The sequence below is a fragment of the Erwinia tasmaniensis Et1/99 genome (assembly GCF_000026185.1).
GTDB classification, from domain to species: Bacteria; Pseudomonadota; Gammaproteobacteria; order Enterobacterales; family Enterobacteriaceae; genus Erwinia; species Erwinia tasmaniensis.
In genome coordinates this window covers 3321900-3344229 of the sequence record NC_010694.1, presented here as the reverse complement: position 1 = coordinate 3344229, position 22330 = coordinate 3321900, and the positions used below count along the sequence as shown (strand labels likewise).

Genomic DNA, 22330 nt, shown 5'->3' with positions numbered 1-22330 from the left:
TGAAATATATGTGGTTTGAACATGCTATGGGGAGTGAGAAAATTAAGTTCATGTTTAATAATGAATTTTCTCTGGAGTCTATTCAGTTGGAAAGTTTTAAATTACATTATCATTCTACTTTGCAGTTGCATTTTTTATGTAAGTTAATTCCTGGTGTTTTTCCTGCAAAATGGAAGAAAGAAAAATTTAATGCTATAAGCCTGGTTTTAAGTCTTGGAGATATATTATCTTTTGAAGTTAAAGGTAATGAAGTAGGTTTTATATGTAGTCCAGATGTTATAACAAGCAAAGAAAAATCATCGATAAATATAGTTAATAATGATTTTCATCTGCAATGTGAATCGAGGTTCTTAACAATAGAAGGTATAACCCCTTATATTGATGAAAGATGGGACTAAGCAAATAAGCCGGAAGCGATCCCTCAGATCCTTCCGGCCCTTTACCTTCAGCCGCCCTTCACACCAGCATGGCTATCATCCGCTGCTTAGCCTGCTCCAGCTCCAGCTGCTGCTCCATTGCCCGCAACCGCATCTCCTCGCGGCTGTCGGGGATCGGCAGCAGACAGCCGTCCAGCACCGTCAGACTTACGCCGGTTCCCACCGCAAAACCCGCCTCCGCCAGCCACTTGCCAGCAATACTGACCTGTGGCGTGTCGCGTTCGCCGCCCTTCGGGCGGTAGCCGACGGTAACGCGCCGCTGCATTTTGGAAATTCCCACGTTCTTACAGGGTTAATCACTCTGATGAGTATTTATGACGAGGGGGGGGCTGAACCCGCCGCAGCCGTAAAGAGGTGACGTACGCGGACAAAGCGCCGCAGACCACGCGCTTCCTGTGGCAGGGCTACCGGCTGCTGCAGGAGCAGCGGGCCAACGGCACGCGCCGCACCTGGAGCTACGACCCGGAAAGCCCGTGGACGCCGCTGGCGGCCATCGAACAGGCGGGAGAGGGGCCGGAGGCGGACATTTACTGGCTGAACAGCGACCTGAACGGCGCGCCGCTGGAGGTCACTGACGCCGACGGCCAGCTGCGCTGGTCGGGACGGTACGACACCTTCGGCAGGCTGCTGGGCCAGACGGTGGCGGGTTCAGCACAGCGCACGGGGCCGGTGTACGAGCAGCCGCTGCGCTACGCCGGGCAGTACCAGGACAACGAGAGCGGACTGCACTATAATCTGTTCCGTTACTACGAGCCGGAGGTGGGCAGGTTTACCACCCAGGACCCTGTGGGGCTGGCGGGCGGGATGAACCTGTATGCTTATGCGCCAAATCCGCTTAGCTGGATCGATCCGCTGGGGTTGAGCAAATGCCCACAAGATAAAGAGCCAAACTGGACACCCCACGGTTACAAGCATGTCGCACCTAAAAATGCTTCATGGAAAGATACTATTAATTCAACAAAATCAGGCCCGGCTAAATATAAACTAGGAACTGACATAGAATCACTGGAACGCTCTGTATATAAAAATGGCCAACCTGTAACGAATGGAAAACCTTGGAAAGTTCAGGATATGGGTGAAACAATTGGTGCCAGTGAAGGTAAAACTAGTCAATGGATGAGGGTAGAAGAGAGTGGTGGGACAATCCATGGTCACCCTATTTCTCTCAAAGAATATTTAAGGTTAACTAAATGATTGATATAAATTTTTCACTTAAGGGTGGAGTTGTAACCTTTGATGATTTTCCTATTAAAGAAGGACAGTCATTGGAAGTTTACATTGATGATTTGAAGGAGGATATGCTGCAAGTTGCATTCCCTGAAGGGTATATATTAGATGTCGGTTGGAGGCCCTCTTTTGAAATCGATGGTAAGTTCCACGTCGTATTGATTAAAGATTATGACTGGAGTTCACCAATATATTCTGGGAGTGCTGAAAATTTAGTTGAATTAAAAGAAAATATAAATAAAGCATTAGTGGTTTTATAAATAAAGCCGGAAGCGATCCCACAGATCCTTCCGGCCTTTTACCTTCAGCTGTCCTTCACGCCAGCATGGCGATCATCCGCTGCTTAGCCAGCTCCAGCTCCTGCTGCTGCGCCTTAAGCTGCTGTTCCATTGCCCGCAGCCGCATCTCTTCGCGGCTGTCGGGGATCTGCAGCAGACAGCCGTCCAGCACCGTCAGGCTTACGCCGGTTCCCACCGCAAATCCCGTCTCCGCCAGCCACTTGCCCGTGATGCTGACCTGTGGCGTGTCGCGTTCGCCGCCTTTCGGGCGGTAGCCGACGATAACGCGCCGCTGCGTTTTGGACATTCCCCGTTCTGACATGATTAATCACTTTGATGAGTATTTAGGGTCGGTGGTTCTGAACCCGCCGCAGCCGCAAGGAGGTGACATACGCGGATAAAGCGCCGCAGACCACGCGTTTTCTGTGGCAGGGCTACCGGCTGCTGCAAGAGCAGCGCGCCAACGGCACGCGCCGCACATGTAGTTACGACCCGGAAAGCCCGTGGACGCCGCTGGCGGCCATCGAACAGGCGGGAGAGGGGCCGGAGGCGGACATTTACTGGCTGAACAGCGACCTGACCGGCGCGCCGCTGGAGGTGACCGACGCGGAGGGTAATCTGCGCTGGTCGGGACAGTACGATACCTTCGGCAGGCTGCTGGGCCAGACGGTGGCGGGTTCAGCACAGCGCACGGGGCCGGTGTACGACCAGCCGCTGAACTTGTAACCTAAGGCCCGCGTGGCTGACTGCTAAATTCCGCGTTCTTCCCACTGGTTTCGCGAATAATTGCATTACTGGTAGCTGCACATCATAGTACGCCAGCAGTGATTGCCCGGAATTAATTACAGGGTGAACCCCTCCTTATTTGTACCAACTCGGCCGCTGTAATAGTGTTCCATTTGGTACGGTGAGTTGAGGATTAATATAATTCATGCTGAATGGAGATGTACTTATTCCCCTACTGAGTGGTGCCATTTTTACCAGAAGCCTTGGCTTTTCTTTCATATTCTGTTGCCACTGGTAAATCCAGCTATCTTTTGTAGTAATAATAGGACCAGAAAAACCATATTGCTCAAACTGGCCTGCCGTTAAATCGACTGAAATTTCTATCCCATACTTTTTTGCCGTCACAACATAATGATTGGTAGGAAAGGTATCTACACCACCATTTGGCCAGATGCCCAATTCAATTATTTTTACATCAGTATATCTGCTGTCCCTCAGTTCTTTAGCTACTTCGATCGCCGCGTTGGCACAGTTTTCATGCGGGTTTGATACGTATTTATTATATCTATGTCCCAGGTTTTTTTTTAAAAGTGTTGATGTTTCTTTAATTAGCCAGTTTTCTATCAAAGATAAATCTTTATAATTGTATCTTTCAAGAGTGGGTTCAATTGACCGTTCAGGACTGTTTGGAGGTAGAGGTTCCCATGTAGGTGATGAGGCACGATGTTCATTAATATCGGCCTTACTTTTAATCCAATCAATAAGCCGTCTTCCTCCTCCGGAGTTCTGTAGCCTGAATGCTAACAAGTGAAGTTTGCTCCCCTTGTTCCAGGTGGCTCCTTTATCCCTTGATATCTCGATTTCTCCATTATTGATTTTACCGAGCATTTCTGTCGAGCCAATGATGAATTTCCGTTCTGGCATTGTCGAGCTTAAAGAGGACTCTGGGATATTATTATGGATGGCATCAAGCTCCTCCAGCGCCGCACTTTCCTCCATCGTTTTTCCGAGTTTTAGCGCCGATGACATATGCTTTGCCATATCATATGCGTTCTTAACACTCATACCGCTGGCCAGCAATGCCTGATAAATAGCAAGTGGCTCACCCGTGCCTACCGCTGTTTTAATGCTTTCCGCTACGATGGACAGATCGACCGCTTTATTTCCAAGCATCATCCCGTATTTAACAGCCTTACCGCCAATGCGGGTGAACTTTCCTACTTTTGCTGCGATGCGATCGCCAGGAATGCACCCTACAACCAGACCCGCAACCGCCAAGGGGTCAGGCTCTTTTCCCTCTGTCAAATCAGCAGCAATGTCAGCGGCCGATTGCGCGGTATTGAGAACCCATCCTGCCGGCGTAAATGAGGTGATTGCCCCGATGGTGGCATCAACCCAGCTTCCTATATATTCAGCCTGATGTGCATGCAGCTCTGTTTCTTGTACCGTTTCCCCTTTAATGGAGCTGGACACTAGCTGCATTTCCCCACTGAGGGTAGAGAAGGGGCTTGTAAATGACCTCAGATATTCTGCGGGGGTCATATTATGCCAGGTGAATCCATGGTGATATTCTGCTTCCGTTGCGGTGACCCCCAGGTCAGGAATGTGTGCGCCTGCAATCGCTCTGGAAATTAATAACCGGTTTGTTATGGCATGCCCCTTAAGCTTATAATCGGCCTCCATCGTATCAGCGAGATTTGCAGAAAGACTGGCTATATCCATCGGGTCCGGATTATTAAAATTAAAGTTTTCTTCAAAACTTAACGTCCCATCTATGATATTGAAAAGTATATCAACCCCACTAGGGGTGATGTAGAATATATTGAACCATGTGAAATAGTTCATAACCCCCTCACGCTTCCGCTCATCAGCCTTGTAAGGCAGAGCCCATCTAATATTCTCTGAAAGGTCTTTCCCTTCGTCAACATAGTAATATGGGATTTCAGAATCCAGACGAATAATAACGCCAGTTTTTGAGCCGCGACTGTCAGGAAGAAATAGTGTGTTATTAAGCCTGTATCCTTTTATATCAACGGGAACGAGGAGCCTGGCACCTATTCTGGCAAGGTAGGCATTATTCCTGATTCGCTGTGGAAAACGCTCGTCATTTTGTATCTGAAGCAATACAAATTGAATGCCATTTAAGTATGTTTGCTTTTTCTGCTCAATCGAGAAGCCCTGATAACGTATGTCACGATCAAAATCAAAATGACCTGTCTGTAACGTCGCGTCAGCTGGAATGTTATTATGCCATTGAGAGGATGGAGAGGATGGGGGGGGGGGCTCTATGCGTTACTGCCCTTTTATGTCTGATGCGGGGCTGATCGGAACCCGGCTCACGATCATCAGAGAACGGCTTAATATTTTTTTGTTGCTGTAATGGCGATGAGTGACTCACCGGCACGGCTTCTCTCTCATTTGCTGCGGCATGCCCCCACGTTGGGTTATCCTTTTCGGTAATCATTTCGCTCCGCTGAGCTTGTGGGTGTCTTTCCTCATTTTTTTCAACATCATGTTCGCTAGCGAACGCATTATCGGAAATAGCGCTGTTTACACTTCTCCCTGATTGCCAGGCTCTTCGCGCCCCTTTAAAAGTAGTCATAGTGGCGGTATCGAGCACTGAATCAAAAATCATCCCCCCCACTGAGTCCATTTTTATTTTTTCACTCTGTTTCCCTTCCGCCACGTGTTGATAAACCGCGCTGAACGTTTTCTCTCCTTTCCCAGCACGTAAATTATGTAAGGTCGCGCCTGCGGTTACCGCGGCACCGGCCACAAGTTTGATCACGCCGGGTACGGGCGCAGTCAGCAAATTAAAGCCAAGTTGCTTGAGCTTTTTTCCCAGCAAGCCATAAATCGCCTTATAGGGCTTATCGTGGCCGGGCATAGTATAATTATTTACCTTATTAACATTGTAAGGTAATTTTATTGAGGTTTTCAGGACCTTATAGGGTAGCCGAAAGAGGCTCGATGCGTTGAACGATACCGTATTCAGAGCCTGCTCAAAGGACAGTTCAATAACGATACGGGCTACCTCGTGAGAGGTCCTCTTTTGGCCCCATTTCACAATATACTCAATAAGACCCTTCTCTAAGGCGGTATATTGCTCCGGACTCATCGGTATTATCAATTCATCATCATTGGCATTTTCAAGCTCACCGGCAAGCCGGGTGGCGAATAGATACCCGGCCGGATCTCCGGTTGAAAGGGTTCCCGCTAATAGCCCCTGTTCTTGCAGGGAGAAAAGCACCTGTTCTGCATCAGGCGGCGGATAATTGCCCATGTTTTGTTCTTTGGCGAGGTTGGCCCAATGTTTGGCAAGGCGGGAGCCCCGTGAATGTTCATCCAGTGACCTTCCGGTAAGCCGTGCAGACTCTGCCGAGAGACTTTCCTTAACCTTTGTCGCCAGCAATTGTGCATAGCCGGCCTGCTTTTTCACTTCGGCAAAGTCACGGGTGGGGGATTCGGCTAACAGCAGGGCTTTATCCAGGGCGGTAATGCTCTTAGTGAGATCCCTCGCTATGTCCGGCAGTAATTTACCCACCGCCCGTAGAGAGGAAGTAACCACAGGGGAGCGTTCAACACGCATTTTAAGGACAGCGAACCGCTGCCGCCTTAGCATATTCTTAGCACTTTCCTCCGTTATCCCCAGACGCTTCACCAGGTTGCGGGCAGTGGCGATATCGCACCGCAGCAACCGCTCCAGCGTCGCCACTTTTGCAGCCAGCTGGCTTTCGGGTTTTTCCTGCTCAATGCTGTCGCTCACCCATTTCCTGACCTGTGCATCCAGGTCATCTTCGCCCGGATGGTTGACCGTGGTATTGCGGCTCTCCTGTTCGCTTCCCCAGCCATCCGCCGCTGCGTAGGATGCAAGTATCCCTTCAATTTTTTTAAGCTCACCCACTTTTGACAGCAGCTTAGCGCTAGCGTGCTGAATTTTGACTGCCGGCTGCTGCTGCTGCCAAAAAATACTTCTGATGATGGAATCGGCAATGATGTGTTCTGGTTCTTTTAATGGGGTTTTAGTGAGATGACCATGCTGTGCGATGCGAGCTCCCCTGTACGCAATCCCTTTCGCTACCGCCAGTACAACTTGCCCTTGCTCTTTTTTCTTCGTGAGGTTCGCTTTTATTCTTTGCGGGAAAGTATTTGAGCGTGACAAAGGCACTGTCGGCCCATCATTATTTGCATACGCAATAATGGGGGAAGATGCGCTCTGATTCGCTTTAATCAACGCTTTTTCCCAATCGTGGGACAGGCTCTGGAGGTATGCGGCAATATCACTAAAGAATGCCTGAGAAGCCCCTCGCAGTTCTCGGGCTTTTTTATTCGCTTTTTCCGCTTCGCGCTGCGTGGTTGCGATCATCTCGCCGAAGATGGTCGGCTTATCGGCCTCGTACGCCGCTGCCCGGATCTGCATAAGGGAAGCCCAGGCGGCATGACCTGAAGCTTCCGCCGTTATTCTCTCCAGAGCCCGTATCACCGTATTACCATCACCGGAGGCGAACGAGTTGGTAAGCTCCGCGACAAGCATGTCATTCCATTTTTCTGGAGTGCTGTAGTCATCAATAGCGCGGAGGGTATGGACAACTCGTATCAGCGTCTGCAGCGTTGACTCCAGCCGTCTTACCATAGACTGAGCTGTATGCCGGCTCCCAAATGCAGCCTCCTCTGACCCCCCAATGCTTTTGCGCGGCAGTACTTGCTCAACCCAGCCCTGTATGAGGTTATCCGAAAGATGGCCGGTCAGACGCTCGATTTTGACTATCTGGTCCAGAAGCCACCGGGAGCTCAGCGGCACCATCACGTTTGCCTGGAGGCACAGGCGAGATTTGGCAGCGGCCAAGTCGTCAAGCAGCTGCGTCAGTAACCTTGCGTCAACCTCAGGTACCTGGCTGTTATACCCTTTGCACCTGAATTCCTGGGCTTCTTGCCAGCGCACTTCAGTAATAAAAGTAAACAAACGGCCATTGTCACTTCGGGTCGACAGGCCTCCCCCCTTATCATGCGGTGAGACACCAGGGCTTCCCTGGCTGACCTGTTGAAACACCGGGTCAGTGTCATCTCTTTCGATTTCTTTTAAGTATGTTTCTTTTTGCTTCGACGCATTGCAGTAAGGCATAAAATCGTCCCTGAGATTTGATCAATATCCTCCGGCATAGCCTGAGGTGTTTCATAATTCCCCAGCCTGACAGAAGAGAACGGCTAAGCATCCCCTCTGACGCGCGTAAATTTCCGATTACCGGTTCAGCGGCGAGTGCTCCGCGTACTTTGACGTCTGTACGTGAGCCGGCTTTTCTGACCCTGCGATCTCGTGCTCAATGAGACGCAACGGTGCCGGAGCCAGTATCATGCTATCGCACATTTTTTACGAGCGAGCTTTGCCCGCACGGTGCGGATAACCCGGAACGCGCTGCCCCGCAGAGGCCTTACCCTGGGTACGGCAGCGCGCAGCTGGGGGAACAGCTTTCTGCTGGTTTCAGGCGTTTTTCATCTAGCGGGGGTGATTCAGAGAACGGTTTACCGCAGTGGTCTTGGTACCGGCGGGTCGTCAACGCGGCCAGCGCGCAGCACGTTGTTGCATGGCGTTCGATTTGCGCAATGCGGCGGGTGACTTTTTTAGAGCGACTGGCGAAGTTCATACGGCGCAGCTTGTTCAGTGGTGCTTGCAGGTCGTCAACCTCGCGCTCGTGCGCGTCCAGTTTTGCCTCAAGGGTGAGGATCGGTGCATCCTGTTCAGCAAGGTGCCGTTTAAGGAAGGGGTGTTTTCTGGGAGATTATCGTGCATGGCGGATATGCTACCAGGCTGCCTGGCAGGGCGCCAGGATTACAGCATGGTCAGTGAGGTGACCAGCCGCTTTGGCTGCCGCCAGTCGATGCCTTCCAGCAGCATGGCAAACTGGGCGGGCGTGAGTAACTCTTTGCCGTCGCGGGTCGACGGCCGGGCGAAGTGGCTCTGCTCCAGCCTTTTGGTCAGCAGGCACAGGCCGTTGCCGGTAGACCAGAGCAGTTTTACCTGATTGCCACTGCGGCCGCGGAAGATGAAGGCGTGGCCGGACGTCAGGTCGTCTTTCAGCGCTCATATGAAATAATTATGTATGACATCAAAAGAAGGAAGATCGTGAAGACATATTCGGTGATTGCATTAAAGCCATACCGGAAAGGGAAAAAAAGTTTTTACCGGTAGTGGAGGGGCTCAAAAATCGGACAGAACAGGTTAGATATCCGACCGGAACCTCAAGATGGCGTAGGATCTGTTAGGGCACTCCACACCGGCCGTTACGCTGCAATATGTCGAGAGTGATAATGAAAAGGTGAGGTTGGTGCAGGAACGGCTCGATACGTCCTAAGGAAAAACTTAAGTCAGGTCTAAGCGTTTGTTTATAAGGATGGAAAAAGAGGAGGAAAGCTTTACAAAAAATAGACGTGAAAGAATGAGAGGATAAATACGTTCATGAAAGTTTTTTAATGTATGTAAAAAACCCGAATGATGCGCGAACATCATTCGGGTTCTTAATTCCCAAATCATCAGGCGAAGAACGAATCTACTTCATCCTGCACGATAACGATCCGGGTTACTGTCATGCCCGTTAGGAATACACTTCTTAACGAACAGGCTCTGAAGATGGTGCCCGGACTCGGAATCGAACCAAGGACACGGGGATTTTCAATCCCCTGCTCTACCGACTGAGCTATCCGGGCAACGGGGCGCATTAAACCGTAAAGGCCGTTCTGCGTCAACGGGTTTGTCATAAAAAATCACTAAAACCCGCTCGGTTGCCTGCTTTTTATTCGCATGGAATAAAAGCTGTTCAGCTCAGCGCACCGTTCTTACGGCACAGCGCAATGCTCAATACATCTTCAGCCAGGCTGCGCGCGGTCTCTACCTCCTGCACTTTACGTTTTACCAGCAGGCGTGACAGGCAACCTTCCAGTATCAGCTCCATCTGATGCGCAACCAGCGGTGGGTTATCGGTTTCCAGCTCGCTGAGCAGGGCGTGGGTAAATTGCCATGACGCCTGCTTTTGCAGCTCCGCTATCTCGTGAATGGGATGATCTGGCTGTGGGTAAAAGCTACAGGCGGCAATAAACAGACAGCCTGGGTAGCGCTGGTTATTGACCGCTTCCGCCAGGACCTGGTATCGAGCCAGCAGTTTCTGCTCGGCGCCCTTGCTGTCATCCAGCAGCAGCTTGCGCCGCCAGGCGTCAATTTGCTGGCCGTGATAGCGCAATGCGTCATAAAGCAGCGCATCGCGATCCGGCCAGAAACGTTGCAGTTGCTGTTCGCTGTACCCCAGTTCACCCGCCACCATAGCCAGAGAAGTGATAGCGGCGAGCCCACGTTGCTCCAGAATACTCAGAGCCTGTTCAAGTACTTGTTCGCGCTGCACACGGTTCTCCTCATTGATCGATCGAACCTTAGTGTCGTTTATCGAGCCAGTTTCTGCAAATGGATGCGGAAGTCCTGGGGGGTCATAAAACCCGTCACGCGTGATCCGGGTATTTCGTGTCCGTCGGCTGCAAAAAACAGAATGGTCGGCAGGCCCAAAACGTGCAGATGCTGGAGCAGGGCGCTGTCACTGGCGTTATTGGCGGTAACATTTGCCTGTAATAGCTGCATATTATCGAGCGCGGCGCGTACCTGGGCATCACGAAACGTGTACTTATCAAACTCTTTGCAGGCTACGCACCAGTCGGCGTAGAGGTCGAGCATGGTTATTTTGCCCGTGCTGTTTTGTAGCTGCTGGTTGAGTTCCTCAATATGCGTGATGGGTTTAAAGCTAACCGGAGCACCCGACTGTGCAGCAGGAGCATGGCCAAAAGCCCAGTCCTGTAAGGGACGGGCAGCGATTAATATGGCTCCTAACAGCAGAATTTGCAGCACGCGCAGCCAGCCGCGGCTGCTCTTCAGGCTACTGATAAAGGCCCAGCCGAAGAACGCAACGCCCAGCCCGCTCCACATCCGCAGGCCCCAGCTCTCACCGACCACGCGCTCCAACAGGAATACCGGCAGCGCGAGAATGACAAAGCCGAATCCTTCTTTAACCGTCTGCATCCAGGGGCCATTTTTCGGTAGAAGACGGTTGCCGAAAAGGGTAATGGCGATCAGCGGCAGGCCCATGCCCAGCGCATACAGATACAGGGTTCCGGCACCGGCCAGCATATTTCCACTCTGGGCGATATACAACAGGATGGCGCTAAGCGGCGCGGTGGTGCAGGGCGAGCAAATCAGACCGGCCAGCGCCCCCATGAGAAACACGCCCGGCAACGATCCGCCCTGTTGGCGGTTGCTCCACTGCGTCAGGCGGGTTTGCAGCGCGGAGGGCAGCTGCAGGTTGAACAGGCCAAACATCGACAGCGCCAGCAGGATAAACAGCACCGAGAGCACGATCAGCACGGCAGGTGCCTGCAATGCTGCCTGGAAGCGCAGCCCGGCAGCCGCAACCACCACGCCCATCAGCGTATAGGTCAGGGCCATACCCTGAACGTAAAGCATGGCGAGGGCGAACAGGCGGCCCAGACTATATTGACGATTACCGCCGAGAATAATAGCGGAAATGAGCGGGTACATCGGCAGCACGCAGGGAGTGAAAGCAACGCCAATGCCGATCAGCAGCGCCCAGAGTGCGGAAAACGGCAGAGCATGCTCATCGCCAGCCTGTTCCGGGCTAACTGGCATGGGGACGTTGTCCGGTGAAACCCGCGCGGTCACAGCGTTCAGGGGCACGTTACGCGTTTCCGGCGGATAGCAAAATCCGGCTGCGGCGCACCCCTGATAGCTCACCGTGAGCTGCGCGCCATCAGAGGCCTGAATAAGAGTGAGCGGCAGCGTCAGGTTGTCGGTGTAAACCGCCGTTTTACCATAGAATTCATCTTCATGCGGTTGACCTGCGGGCAGGTTCCATTCAGCAAGCGTCGCCCCCCGCAGGCTAATTTTGACCTGCTGACGATACAGGTAATAGCCGGGTTTAACCTGCCAGCTAAGGGTAAGACGTTCATTTTTCTGGGCGAAGTCAAATGCAAAAGCCTGGTTCACCGTCACAAACTGGCTGGTATTGTTCTGCCCGAACGGCGCTGCGCCCGCATTCAGGTTGAGCAGGACGGTTAGTAGCAGAAAAATAAAAGGCGTGATGCGCTGTGCCATGACGTTTATGTACTCTCTCCATGTGAATCGGACAATGGCGAATATCAGGATTCTGGCCATTCCTTATACTGCGAGCGCAGATAATAGCACGACAGCCTGGGGCAGAATTTTTCCAGATGTTGCCCCCAGGCCGGAGCGGGTCATACATTATCAGTTTGACGAGATACGTGAAAAAAAGGGCCGACTACCGTTTAGGGGCGGCCCGTTTTGCACCGTTATAACAGGAGTCCTCCCAGCAGGAAACCAAAGGCTACCGACAGGACGATCGCCAGCGTGCCGGGCACCAGGAATGGGTGATTAAAGACAAAGCGTCCGATACGGGTGGAGCCGGTGTCATCCATCTCCACCGCCGCCAGTAGTGTCGGGTAGGTTGGCAGCACAAACAGGGCGGAAACGGCGGCAAACGATGCCACTGCGGTCACCGGTGAAACGCCCAGCATCAGCGCCGCGGGCATCAGGGCTTTGGTGGTCGCCGCCTGTGAATAGAGCAGGGTGGAGGCAAAAAACAGAATAAGCGCCAGCATCCACGGATAATCATGCAGCAGACTGCCCGCGACCTGTTGGATATCGCCGATATGTGCTTTGACAAAAGTATCCCCCAGCCATGCCACGCCCAGCACGCAGACGCAGGCGCTCATGCCGGACTTAAAGGTGCTGGCGTTAAGGATCTCTGCGCTATCAATTTTACAGGTAAAGCAGATAAGCATCGCCACCGTCAGCATAAACACCACAATGGCTTCGTTACGCGGCAGTACCGGATTTTCGATCAGCCCCACCGTACTGCTGATAGCGGTGGCGTAAAGCACCACGGCAATAATGCCAGCCAGCAAGAGCAGGACCGAGCGTTTCGCCCCCGGCTTCGCCTCAAAGCGGTTTGCTCCACGTAAGGTCACTTCCCCTTTTGCCAGACGCGCCTGAAAAACCGCATCATCTTTCAGCTCTTTGCCGAGGAAATTAGTGATTACTGCGGCGATAAAGATGGCAGCCATCGTGGCCGGAATGGCGACCGCCAATAGCATCAGATAACTGATCCCTTTGGGTTCAAGGATCCCGGCCATAAACACCACCGCTGCTGATATCGGTGAGGCGGTGATCGCAATTTGTGACGCGATCACGGCAATTGACAGCGGACGGGAAGGGCGCACACCCTGCTCCTTCGCCACTTCGGCAATCACCGGCAGGGTGGAAAATGCCGTATGTCCGGTTCCCGCCAGCAGAGTCATCAGATACGTGACCAGTGGAGCAAGCAGGGTGATGTACCGCGGATGCCTGCGCAGCAGGCGCTCGGCCAGACTCACCAGATAGTCCATGCCGCCAGCCACCTGCATAGCGGCGATGGCGGCGATCACCGCCATAATTATTTCAATCACGTCGAATGGAATCGCTCCCGGCTTGACTTGAAACCCCAGGGTTAATACCAGCACCCCGAGACCGCCAGCGAAACCGATGCCGATCCCTCCCAGGCGGCTACCTAAATAGATAGCGGCAAAGACGACAATAAGCTCTGGTACTAACATGTTGCATTCCTCAAATTTTTGCTAACGGGCTGTTAATAATGTGTGCGCTGTAAAAAGCAAAAAGGCACGTCGTTGTGGAAACCGACGTGCCATCAATATCTGTGATATTTCAATCCGCAGATGCGCGGGCGTTGTCCGCTCATCCCAGTCCGTTCATCATTGTTGTCTGGAACTTACCAGTCTGCTGCATGAATCATGCAACACATTGTTTATGATGTTTTATTTTTCATTCTCATCGGTGTAGCGCCTGGCCTTGTACGCCGGGAACATCAGATTTTGCGTTGAGAATATATCGTCCAGTTCGCTTTCGGTCAGCAGACCGCGTTCCAGTACCACTTCGCGCACGCTCTTACCCGTTTCGGCGCAGATTTTACCGACAATATCGCCATTGTGGTGGCCAATATAGGGGTTGAGATAGGTCACAATGCCGATAGAGTTAAACACGTAGGCTTCACACACCGCTTTGTTAGCGGTAATACCGTCGACGCATTTTTCCAGCAGGTTGTAGCAGGCGTTCGTCAGAATATGAATCGATTCAAACAGCGCCTGGCCAATCACTGGCTCCATCACGTTTAGCTGAAGCTGACCGGCTTCAGACGCCATCGTGACGGTGATATCGTTGCCGATCACCTTGAAGCACACCTGATTGACCACTTCGGGCACCACCGGATTCACTTTGGCCGGCATGATCGAAGAGCCCGCCTGCAGCTCGGGCAGATTGATTTCATTCAGCCCCGCACGCGGGCCGGAGGAGAGCAGGCGCAGGTCGTTACAGATTTTCGACAGCTTGACCGCCAGACGCTTCAGCGAGCTGTGCACCATGACATAGGCGCCGCAGTCGGATGTGGCTTCGATTAAGTCTTCGGCCGGAACGCAGGCCAGCCCACTGACTTCCGCCAGTTTTTCCACCGCCAGCTGCTGATAGCCGTCCGGGGTGTTGAGGCGTGTACCGATTGCCGTTGCGCCGAGGTTGACCTCCAGCAGCAGTTCGGCGGTGCGCAAAATGCTACGGATCTCCTCGTTTAACAAAACGTTAAAGGCGTGAAATTCCTGGCCGAGCGTCATTGGCACTGCGTCCTGTAACTGGGTGCGACCCATTTTCAGGATGGTATTAAATTCCACCGCTTTACGCTGGAAACCTTCGCTTAGCTGCGCGATAGCGTCGAGGAGTTTCAGAATGGAGCTGTAAACCGCGATGCGGAAACCGGTGGGATAGGCATCATTAGTTGACTGGCATTTGTTGACGTGATCGTTCGGGTTAAGGAACTGGTACTCCCCTTTCTGGTGCCCCATGATCTCCAGGCCGATATTCGCCAACACTTCATTAGTATTCATATTGACGGAAGTGCCCGCGCCGCCCTGATAAACATCGATCGGGAACTGATCCATGCACTTACCGTTATTCAGCACTTCGTCGCAGGCGCTGATAATGGCATTTGCCACGTGACGCGGGATCGTTTGTAGCTCTTTATTCGCCAGCGCGGCCGCTTTTTTCACCATTACCATGCCGCGAACGAATTCAGGAATATCGCTAATCTTGCTGTTACTGATATAGAAGTTTTCAATCGCACGCAGAGTATGAACACCGTAGTACGCATCCGCGGGAACTTCGCGCATGCCCAGCAGGTCTTCTTCGATACGAATGTTATTAGCCATGAGAACCTTCTTTAAGGGGGATACCGGAAAAAATCACCACAATGTCATCGTCTGTTTCAGCAGGCACCATCCCGTCAACGTAAGGGCATAAAACGCCTGCTGTGATATGTTATCTGTTTGTGTCGGGGCGAGCACCATCATATTCGGATCGGGCGCAAAAGCCTGAAGCTGGATCACTCAAACCTACTGTCATATCAAACAGTTTCAATGATATGTGATACTGGTCACAAAGGAAGTTCCCAAATCAATTTCAACAGGATCGGTTGAAAAACGGGGTTAATGCTCCCACGTTATACGACATGCGTCATGACAAACGCCATTTTCTGCCGCTGTGCATGCTGCACGGTGGCCACTGATACAGGAGAACACGGTGCGCTGGTTACCGTTCTTAATTATTTTTGCCCTGGTGTGGATCGAGATCTCTCTCTTCATCCAGGTTGCCCACGTTATCGGGGTACTACTGACCATGTTGCTGGTGATTTTCACCTCCTGCATCGGCATCTCGCTGGTCAAAAACCAGGGAATGAAGAACTTTATGCTGATGCAGCAGAAGCTCAATGCGGGCGAAAGTCCGGCGGCCGAGATGATCAAAAGCGTGTCTTTGGTGCTGGCCGGTTTTCTGCTGCTGTTGCCGGGCTTCTTTACCGACTTCATTGGCCTGCTGCTGCTGTTGCCACCGGTACAGAAGCATCTGACGCTCCGGTTAATGCCGCATCTTAAAGTGTGGCGCGGCCCGGGTGCAGGCCCCGATAGCGGGTTTACCGTTGACGGGGAGTTTGAGCGTAAAGAGGTCAAACGGATCGAGCGCGACGACGGTAATCCCCCCCAGCAATAATCGCCACGGCGCGCATATCAACGGGCGCGCCGTTTTGCTATTGGCATCCACCGTCGGCTAAAAAAGCGGCAAACACCACGGTTAATAAAAAAATTCACCTCTTGCCCTTGAAAGGCGATCGCTACGGCCGCATCTCATCCGTCACGAGGTCGGTAGCCAATGCAGCCCGGCTTTCATCCCAAACTGATTGGACTTCTCAAAGGAGAGCTAACAATGAAAATTCGTCCATTGCACGATCGTGTTATCGTCAAGCGTAAAGAAGTTGAATCCAAATCTGCTGGCGGCATCGTGCTGACCGGTTCTGCGGCGGGCAAATCCACCCGTGGCGAAGTATTGGCAGTCGGCAACGGCCGTATCCTTGAAAGTGGTGATGTGAAGCCGCTGGACGTGAAAGTGGGTGACGTGGTCATCTTCAGCGAAGGCTACGGCGCGAAAACCGAAAAAATCGACAATCAAGAAGTCCTGATCATTTCAGAAAGCGACATCCTGGCGATTGTTGAAGCGTAATCAACGCGTAATTCACTGAACGTAACGAATTTAAGGAAAAAGATAAAATGGCAGCTAAAGACGTAAAATTCGGTAATGACGCGCGCGTAAAAATGCTGCGCGGTGTGAACGTACTGGCCGATGCGGTAAAAGTGACCCTGGGCCCGAAAGGCCGTAACGTGGTTCTGGATAAATCTTTTGGTGCACCGACCATTACTAAAGACGGTGTTTCCGTCGCGCGTGAAATCGAACTGGAAGACAAGTTTGAAAACATGGGCGCACAGATGGTGAAAGAAGTTGCTTCTAAAGCCAATGATGCAGCGGGTGACGGCACCACTACCGCCACCGTACTGGCTCAGTCTATCGTTAATGAAGGCCTGAAAGCCGTTGCTGCGGGCATGAACCCAATGGACCTGAAACGCGGCATCGACAAAGCGGTTATCGCTGCGGTTGAAGAGCTGAAAAAACTGTCCGTTCCTTGCTCTGACTCTAAAGCTATCGCTCAGGTTGGGACTATCTCTGCCAACTCCGATGAGACCGTGGGCGAACTGATTGCTCTGGCGATGGAAAAAGTGGGCAAAGAAGGCGTGATCACCGTTGAAGAAGGCACCGGCCTGCAGGACGAGCTGGACGTGGTTGAAGGTATGCAGTTCGATCGCGGCTACCTGTCTCCTTACTTCATCAACAAGCCAGAGACTGGTGCGGTAGAGCTGGAATCTCCGTTTATCCTGCTGGCTGATAAAAAAATCTCCAACATCCGCGAACTGCTGCCGGTGCTGGAAGCGGTTGCTAAAGCCGGTAAACCACTGCTGATCGTGGCGGAAGATGTTGAAGGCGAAGCGCTGGCGACCCTGGTTGTGAACACCATGCGTGGCATCGTGAAAGTGGCTGCGGTTAAAGCACCTGGCTTCGGCGACCGTCGTAAAGCGATGCTGCAGGATATCGCGGTGCTGACCGGTGGTACCGTGATCTCTGAAGAGATCGGTATGGAGCTGGAAAAAGCAGGTCTGGAAGATATGGGTCAGGCTAAACGTGTTGTAATCAGCAAAGACACCACTACCATCATCGACGGTACTGGCGAAGAAGTGGCTATTTCTGGCCGTGTGACCCAGATCCGTCAGCAGATCGAAGATGCGACCTCTGATTATGACCGTGAAAAACTGCAGGAGCGCGTGGCGAAACTGGCAGGCGGCGTAGCCGTACTGAAAGTGGGCGCAGCAACTGAAGTTGAAATGAAAGAGAAGAAAGCACGCGTTGAAGATGCCCTGCACGCGACCCGTGCTGCGGTTGAAGAAGGTGTGGTTGCGGGTGGTGGCGTGGCGCTGGTACGCGTTGCGGCCATGCTGACCGAGCTGCGCGGTCAGAACGAAGATCAGAACGTGGGTATCAAAGTGGCCCTGCGTGCGATGGAATCTCCACTGCGTCAGATCGTTTCTAACGCCGGTGAAGAGCCATCTGTCGTGACCAACGCCGTTAAAGCGGGTGAAGGTAACTACGGTTATAACGCACAGACCGAAGAGTACGGCAACATGATCGATTTCGGTATCCTCGACCCAACTAAGGTGACCCGTTCTGCTCTGCAGTACGCGGCCTCTGTTGCTGGCCTGATGATCACCACCGAATGTATGGTGACCGACCTGCCTAAAGGCGATGCGCCTGACTTAGGTGCTGGCGGCGGCATGGGTGGTATGGGCGGCATGGGCGGAATGATGTAATTCCCCCCGGCACCTGACCGAATAAACCCTCTGTCTTTGACAGGGGGTTTTTCTTTTTGGGGGGAAAATAGTATAAGTAGTGGCGCAAAGCTAGCCTGATAGGCGGGTTAGGGGGAAAGGAGAGATCGGAAGTCTTAATGATTTCAGCGATGCCCTGGCCTGACACTGATGATAATAATATGGGGATCAATATGCGGATTAACTTGCTGGGACTCTCTGTGGCGGCCCTGCTGCTGGCAGGCTGTAGTTCTTCTCACACGCTGAGTTCTGCGGGCGAGCGCGTCACCTTTACTGACCAACAGCCAGCCAGCGGCTGCCAGCTGTTAGGTAACGTGACCGGCGCACAAAGTAACTGGCTGTCTGGCTCCGGCGGTGAAGGCAGTTCACTGCGCGGTGCGGCTAACGATTTGCGCAACCGTGCAGCGCAGATGGGCGGCAACATTATTTATGGTGCGACCAGTCCAACCCAGAACTTCTGGTCCAGCTTTGCACCGCTGGATAGCAAAATGAGCGGCCAGGTGTATAAGTGCCCTTAACGGGGCAGATTTAACAGCCACCTGCCAGCCCTGGGCGGATTGTCGTTCCGCCCACGCGGTATCTATTCCTGACGCAGCTGGAGATCCAGCGGCGTTTTACTCGGCTCCCCGCCAATTTCACGCGCCAGTTTCGGCACCATATAGCCTGATACATTCGTCAGCAGCTCCCGCACGATGGCGCGGGCGCGTTCATCACTGACGTAGAAATGCGCCGCGCCCTGCACTTTATCCAGCACGTGCAGATAGTAGGGCAGGATGCCGGCATCAAACAGCGCGTTGCTCAGGGCGGCAAGCGTCACCGCATCGTCATTGATATCGCGCAGCAGTACGCTTTGATTGAGCAGGGTTACCCCGGCACGTTTCAGCATGCGCATGCCGTGACGCAGCTCGTCGTCGATCTCCTGGGCATGGTTGATATGGGTCACCATCAGCGTTTGCAGGCGCGACTGTGCCAGACGCTGGCACAGGGCTTCGGTTATGCGTTTGGGGATCACCACCGGCAGGCGACTGTGGATGCGCAGCCGCTTAATATGCGGGATGTGTTCGAGCTGCGCGATCAGCCAGTCCAGCTCATGATCTTTTGCCATTAAAGGATCGCCGCCGGAAAAAATAATCTCATCCAGTTCTGGCTGTTGTCGGATATACTCCAGGGCTTGCTGCCAGTTGCGCTTGTTTCCCTGATTTTCCTGGTAAGGAAAATGGCGACGAAAACAGTAGCGGCAATTGACGGCGCAGCCGCCTTTGACCAGCAACAGCGCACGATTACGATATTTATGTAACAGACCCGGCACCACGCTGCTCTGCTCATCGAGCGGATCGGCACTGTAACCCGGTGCATCGACAAACTCCTGTCGTGAGGTGATCACCTGCAGCAGCAGCGGATCTTGCGGATCGCCTTTACGCATACGCGCAGCAAACGCCCTGGGCACGCGCAGGGCGAAAAGACGCCGTGCGTCATGGCCTGAAACCAGTTCAGGATGGTGTTGCAACGCTAAAAGTTGCAGTAATTCATCAGGATCAGTGATTACATCAGCAAGTTGATGTAACCATTCTTCTCGCTCAGGGGTATTTAGGGTTACAATGTGTGCCATTTTTTTGGCTAAGTACCAGTAATAAATTGTAGAGGGCCTTTATGGCGACTTATTCTAGCAACGATTTCCGTCCCGGTCTTAAAATCATGTTCGAAGGCGAACCTTATGCCATCGAATCCAGCGAGTTTGTTAAACCGGGCAAAGGCCAGGCTTTCGCACGCGTTAAAATGCGTCGCCTGCTGACCGGCAGCCGCGTTGAAAAAACCTTCAAGTCTACCGACTCCGCCGAAGGCGCAGACGTGGTGGATACTAACCTGAACTACCTGTACAACGACGGTGATTTTTACCACTTCATGCACCCGGAAACCTTCGAACAGCATCCTGTTGAAGCGAAAACCGTGGGTGATGCGGCGAAATGGCTGCTCGACAATGCTGAATGTATTGTCACCCTGTGGAACGGAAAGCCGATCCAGGTTCTGCCGCCGAACTTCGTTGAGCTGGAAATCACCGATACCGATCCAGGCCTGAAGGGTGATACCGCAGGAACCGGCGGTAAGCCAGCGACCCTCTCTACCGGTGCGGTAGTGAAAGTGCCGCTGTTCGTGCAGATTGGCGAAGTGATTAAAGTGGACACCCGTTCCGCTGAATACGTTTCGCGCGTAAAATAAGTCTGAACGATCGAGGGCCTGTTTTTGCAGGCCCCCGTGCTTAAAGAAACAGATCCCGCTCAATTTCAGCCCGCCTCTATCCACATCCCACATTATTCTGAAAATGACTTTTTCCTGTTATCGGCAAGGCGGCCGGAGAGAACGTGGCTATGCTTATAGCGCAGCGCTTAAACTCTCAAGAAAAGGAAAAGGCTATGAAGAAAGGTATTGTTGCTCTGCTTTCTGTTCTGGTGTTCACCTCTGCACTCACGGCCTGCAATACCACGCGAGGCGTGGGCGAAGATGTTGAGGCGGGCGGTAAGGCGATTCAGAGAAGCACGCAGTAGTCTGCTGACAGGCTGGTGCTGCGCACCGGCCTGTGTCTTCTCTGCTACAGGCTTAACGTTGATCGATCCATATCAGCTCATCCACCGCGAATCCCGCCCGGCGCGCTTTTTCAATCAGATCCTGCTTAACCTGCTCATCCAGCCGCGGCGTACGCGATAACATCCACAGATAGTCGCGATTTGGCCCACAGACCAGCGCATGCTGATAATCTTTATCCAGCGCTATCACGTTGTAGCCCGCGTAAAACGGCCCGAAGAAAGAGACTTTGAGCGCGGCACGGTCGTTCCGGCCGGTAAAATAAGCTTTCCCGGTACTCTCCTGCCAGCGCTGTTTTTTCGAGTTGAAGCCGCGGTTGACCACTTTCAGTCCACCGTCATCGCGCTGGCTGTAGCTGGCGGTGACGTGATCCAACCCACGTTCAAAGGGATGATTGAAGCGGGCAATTTCATACCAGCGGCCGAGATAGCGGCTGCTGTCAAAATTATCAACCGGCGTCACGCCCCGGGGCGGGGTGGTGCTACAGGCTACGGACAGTAACGCACCGGCGATTGCTGTCACCTTTTTCCACAACTTCATAGGGACTATTCCTTTATTTATCAACTATTACAGTATAGACCTAAACCTCAACTCTGCCTCAGTCGAAAACGCTTTGCCATCGCCATGGCGGGAATTATGCTGCCGTGAATTGTGTGCAGCGGCATGGACAGGTAGACTTCTTCCCCCTGTCTGACTTTGGAGTAGAAAAGATGAGCGATACGGCCAGCTGGCAGCCGAGTGCATCGATCGCCAATTTGTTGAAGCGCGCGGCGATTATGGCTGAAATCCGGCGTTTCTTTGCCGATCGTGGTGTACTGGAAGTGGAAACTCCGGCCATGAGCCAGGCAACGGTGACCGATGTCCACCTGTTCCCCTTCCAGACGCGGTTTGTCGGCCCTGGGGCCGCCGCGGGCATCGATCTGTATCTGATGACCAGCCCGGAATACCATATGAAACGCCTGCTGGCAGCGGGCAGCGGGCCGATTTATCAGCTGTGCCGCAGCTTCCGCAATGAAGAGATGGGGCGTCATCATAATCCGGAATTCACCATGCTGGAGTGGTATCGCCCGCACTACGATATGTACCGCCTGATCAATGAGGTTGATGACCTGTTGCAGCAGGTGCTGGAGTGCGCACCGGCAGAAACCCTTTCATATCAGCAGGCGTTTCAGCGTCATCTTGAGATCGATCCCCTGTCGGCAGATAAAGCGCAGCTGCGTGAAGTGGCGCAGAAACTTGGCGCGGGCGATCTGGCCAATCGCGAGGAAGATCGCGATACGCTGTTACAGCTGCTGTTTGTGCTCGGCGTTGAGCCGGAAATTGGCAAAGAGAAACCGGCATTTGTTTATCACTTTCCGGCAACCCAGGCCGCGCTGGCGGAAATCAGCCCGGAAGATCACCGCGTGGCCGAGCGTTTCGAGGTCTACTTCAAGGGGATTGAGCTGGCGAACGGTTTCCGTGAACTCACCGACAGCCGCGAACAGCGTCAGCGTTTTGAACAGGACAATCGCAAACGCGCCGCCGCCGGGTTGCCGCAGCAGCCGATTGATACCTATCTGCTGGATGCACTTAGCGCCGGGATGCCGGAAAGCTCCGGGGTAGCGTTAGGCGTCGATCGCCTGGTGATGCTGGCGTTAAAGGCGGAACAACTGAGTGACGTTATCGCCTTTACGGTAGATCGCTGCTAGGCGCGGCGGCAGGCTGCCCACG

19 protein-coding genes, 1 tRNA gene and 4 pseudogenes are annotated in these 22330 nt (G+C 52.9%); 11 read left to right on the top strand and 13 right to left on the bottom strand.

All coding sequences use genetic code 11. The features are described from left to right. The first annotated feature begins 8 nt into the window (after positions 1-8). Positions 9-398: an Imm50 family immunity protein gene (locus ETA_RS16200; RefSeq protein ID WP_012442697.1), complete on the top strand. Its 390-nt coding sequence runs from the start codon at positions 9-11 to the stop codon at positions 396-398. A 58-nt stretch (positions 399-456) separates the two neighbouring features. Here the strand turns inward: ETA_RS16200 and ETA_RS16195 are convergent, their stop codons facing one another. Beyond that, positions 457-702 carry a SymE family type I addiction module toxin gene (locus ETA_RS16195; protein ID WP_042959164.1) on the bottom strand — a complete coding sequence of 82 codons (246 nt, stop codon included), beginning with the start codon at positions 700-702 and terminating at the stop codon, positions 457-459. A 71-nt stretch (positions 703-773) separates the two neighbouring features. On the opposite strand from ETA_RS16195, the pseudogene ETA_RS18905 reads away from it, so the two are divergent. Further along, positions 774-1307, top strand: a pseudogene (locus ETA_RS18905) (RHS repeat-associated core domain-containing protein); the annotation flags it as partial. A 320-nt stretch (positions 1308-1627) separates the two neighbouring features. Further along, the gene (locus tag ETA_RS16185) at positions 1628-1924 is read left to right on the top strand and encodes a hypothetical protein (protein ID WP_042959162.1); all 297 of its coding nucleotides are present in this window, start codon (positions 1628-1630) and stop codon (positions 1922-1924) included. Positions 1925-1979: 55 nt separating this feature from the next. On the opposite strand, the gene ETA_RS16180 is transcribed toward ETA_RS16185, so the two are convergent. Beyond that, complete coding sequence (locus ETA_RS16180; RefSeq protein ID WP_231853285.1) at positions 1980-2249, bottom strand: SymE family type I addiction module toxin; 270 nt, start codon at positions 2247-2249, stop codon at positions 1980-1982. A 59-nt stretch (positions 2250-2308) separates the two neighbouring features. Here ETA_RS16180 and ETA_RS16175 point away from each other — a divergent pair. Next, positions 2309-2659: pseudogene (locus tag ETA_RS16175) on the top strand (RHS domain-containing protein); the annotation flags it as partial. A 144-nt stretch (positions 2660-2803) separates the two neighbouring features. Here the strand turns inward: ETA_RS16175 and ETA_RS16170 are convergent. The 9 genes and pseudogenes from ETA_RS16170 to aspA all read right to left on the bottom strand — a co-directional run bounded on the left by ETA_RS16170 (position 2804) and on the right by aspA (position 14986). Beyond that, a complete protein-coding gene (locus ETA_RS16170; RefSeq protein ID WP_012442691.1) occupies positions 2804-4792 on the bottom strand; it encodes a hypothetical protein in 1989 nt (662 codons plus the stop codon). Positions 4793-4913: 121 nt separating this feature from the next. Next, on the bottom strand, positions 4914-7790 hold the full coding sequence (locus ETA_RS16165; RefSeq protein WP_012442690.1) for a hypothetical protein: 2877 nt from the start codon (positions 7788-7790) through the stop codon (positions 4914-4916). Between the two features lie 120 nt (positions 7791-7910). Continuing rightward, positions 7911-8424 (bottom strand): annotated as a pseudogene (locus ETA_RS20485) (IS66 family transposase); the annotation flags it as partial. A 71-nt stretch (positions 8425-8495) separates the two neighbouring features. Beyond that, positions 8496-8744 (bottom strand): annotated as a pseudogene (tnpB, locus tag ETA_RS19445) (IS66 family insertion sequence element accessory protein TnpB); the annotation flags it as partial. A gap of 550 nt (positions 8745-9294) precedes the next feature. Beyond that, a tRNA-Phe gene (locus ETA_RS16150) sits at positions 9295-9370 on the bottom strand. Between the two features lie 110 nt (positions 9371-9480). Beyond that, positions 9481-10059 carry a transcriptional regulator gene (locus ETA_RS16145; RefSeq protein WP_012442687.1) on the bottom strand — a complete coding sequence of 193 codons (579 nt, stop codon included), beginning with the start codon at positions 10057-10059 and terminating at the stop codon, positions 9481-9483. 38 nt (positions 10060-10097) lie between these two features. Next, on the bottom strand, positions 10098-11813 hold the full coding sequence (locus ETA_RS16140) for a protein-disulfide reductase DsbD (RefSeq protein ID WP_012442686.1): 1716 nt from the start codon (positions 11811-11813) through the stop codon (positions 10098-10100). Positions 11814-12028: 215 nt separating this feature from the next. Then, positions 12029-13330, bottom strand: a complete 1302-nt coding sequence (locus tag ETA_RS16135) for an anaerobic C4-dicarboxylate transporter (protein ID WP_012442685.1) — start codon at positions 13328-13330, stop codon at positions 12029-12031. A gap of 219 nt (positions 13331-13549) precedes the next feature. Next, a complete protein-coding gene (gene aspA / locus ETA_RS16130) occupies positions 13550-14986 on the bottom strand; it encodes an aspartate ammonia-lyase (protein WP_012442684.1) in 1437 nt (478 codons plus the stop codon). Positions 14987-15356: 370 nt separating this feature from the next. Here aspA and ETA_RS16125 point away from each other — a divergent pair, with 370 nt between their 5' ends. The 4 genes from ETA_RS16125 (at position 15357) to ETA_RS16110 (ending at position 18558) form a co-directional block, all read left to right on the top strand. Then, on the top strand, positions 15357-15821 hold the full coding sequence (locus tag ETA_RS16125; RefSeq protein ID WP_012442683.1) for an FxsA family protein: 465 nt from the start codon (positions 15357-15359) through the stop codon (positions 15819-15821). Positions 15822-16034: 213 nt separating this feature from the next. Further along, positions 16035-16328, top strand: a complete 294-nt coding sequence (locus ETA_RS16120; protein WP_012442682.1) for a co-chaperone GroES — start codon at positions 16035-16037, stop codon at positions 16326-16328. Between the two features lie 47 nt (positions 16329-16375). Next, the gene (groL, locus tag ETA_RS16115; RefSeq protein WP_012442681.1) at positions 16376-18022 is read left to right on the top strand and encodes a chaperonin GroEL; all 1647 of its coding nucleotides are present in this window, start codon (positions 16376-16378) and stop codon (positions 18020-18022) included. A 191-nt stretch (positions 18023-18213) separates the two neighbouring features. Next, positions 18214-18558: a DUF4156 domain-containing protein gene (locus ETA_RS16110; RefSeq protein WP_042959365.1), complete on the top strand. Its 345-nt coding sequence runs from the start codon at positions 18214-18216 to the stop codon at positions 18556-18558. A gap of 62 nt (positions 18559-18620) precedes the next feature. Here the strand turns inward: ETA_RS16110 and epmB are convergent, their stop codons facing one another. Next, entirely contained in the window at positions 18621-19649 is a 1029-nt protein-coding gene (gene epmB / locus ETA_RS16105; protein WP_012442679.1) for an EF-P beta-lysylation protein EpmB, read from the bottom strand. Positions 19650-19690: 41 nt separating this feature from the next. Between epmB and efp the strand changes: the two genes are divergently transcribed. Together efp and ETA_RS16095 are read left to right on the top strand one after the other, a co-directional pair. Then, positions 19691-20257 carry an elongation factor P gene (gene efp, locus ETA_RS16100; protein ID WP_012442678.1) on the top strand — a complete coding sequence of 189 codons (567 nt, stop codon included), beginning with the start codon at positions 19691-19693 and terminating at the stop codon, positions 20255-20257. A 194-nt stretch (positions 20258-20451) separates the two neighbouring features. Next, positions 20452-20583: an entericidin A/B family lipoprotein gene (locus ETA_RS16095; RefSeq protein ID WP_012442677.1), complete on the top strand. Its 132-nt coding sequence runs from the start codon at positions 20452-20454 to the stop codon at positions 20581-20583. 52 nt (positions 20584-20635) lie between these two features. On the opposite strand, the gene ETA_RS16090 is transcribed toward ETA_RS16095, so the two are convergent. Further along, positions 20636-21160 carry a lipocalin family protein gene (locus ETA_RS16090; RefSeq protein WP_012442676.1) on the bottom strand — a complete coding sequence of 175 codons (525 nt, stop codon included), beginning with the start codon at positions 21158-21160 and terminating at the stop codon, positions 20636-20638. 170 nt (positions 21161-21330) lie between these two features. On the opposite strand from ETA_RS16090, the gene epmA reads away from it, so the two are divergent. Further along, a complete protein-coding gene (gene epmA, locus ETA_RS16085) occupies positions 21331-22308 on the top strand; it encodes an elongation factor P--(R)-beta-lysine ligase (protein WP_012442675.1) in 978 nt (325 codons plus the stop codon). Positions 22309-22330: the final 22 nt, after the last annotated feature.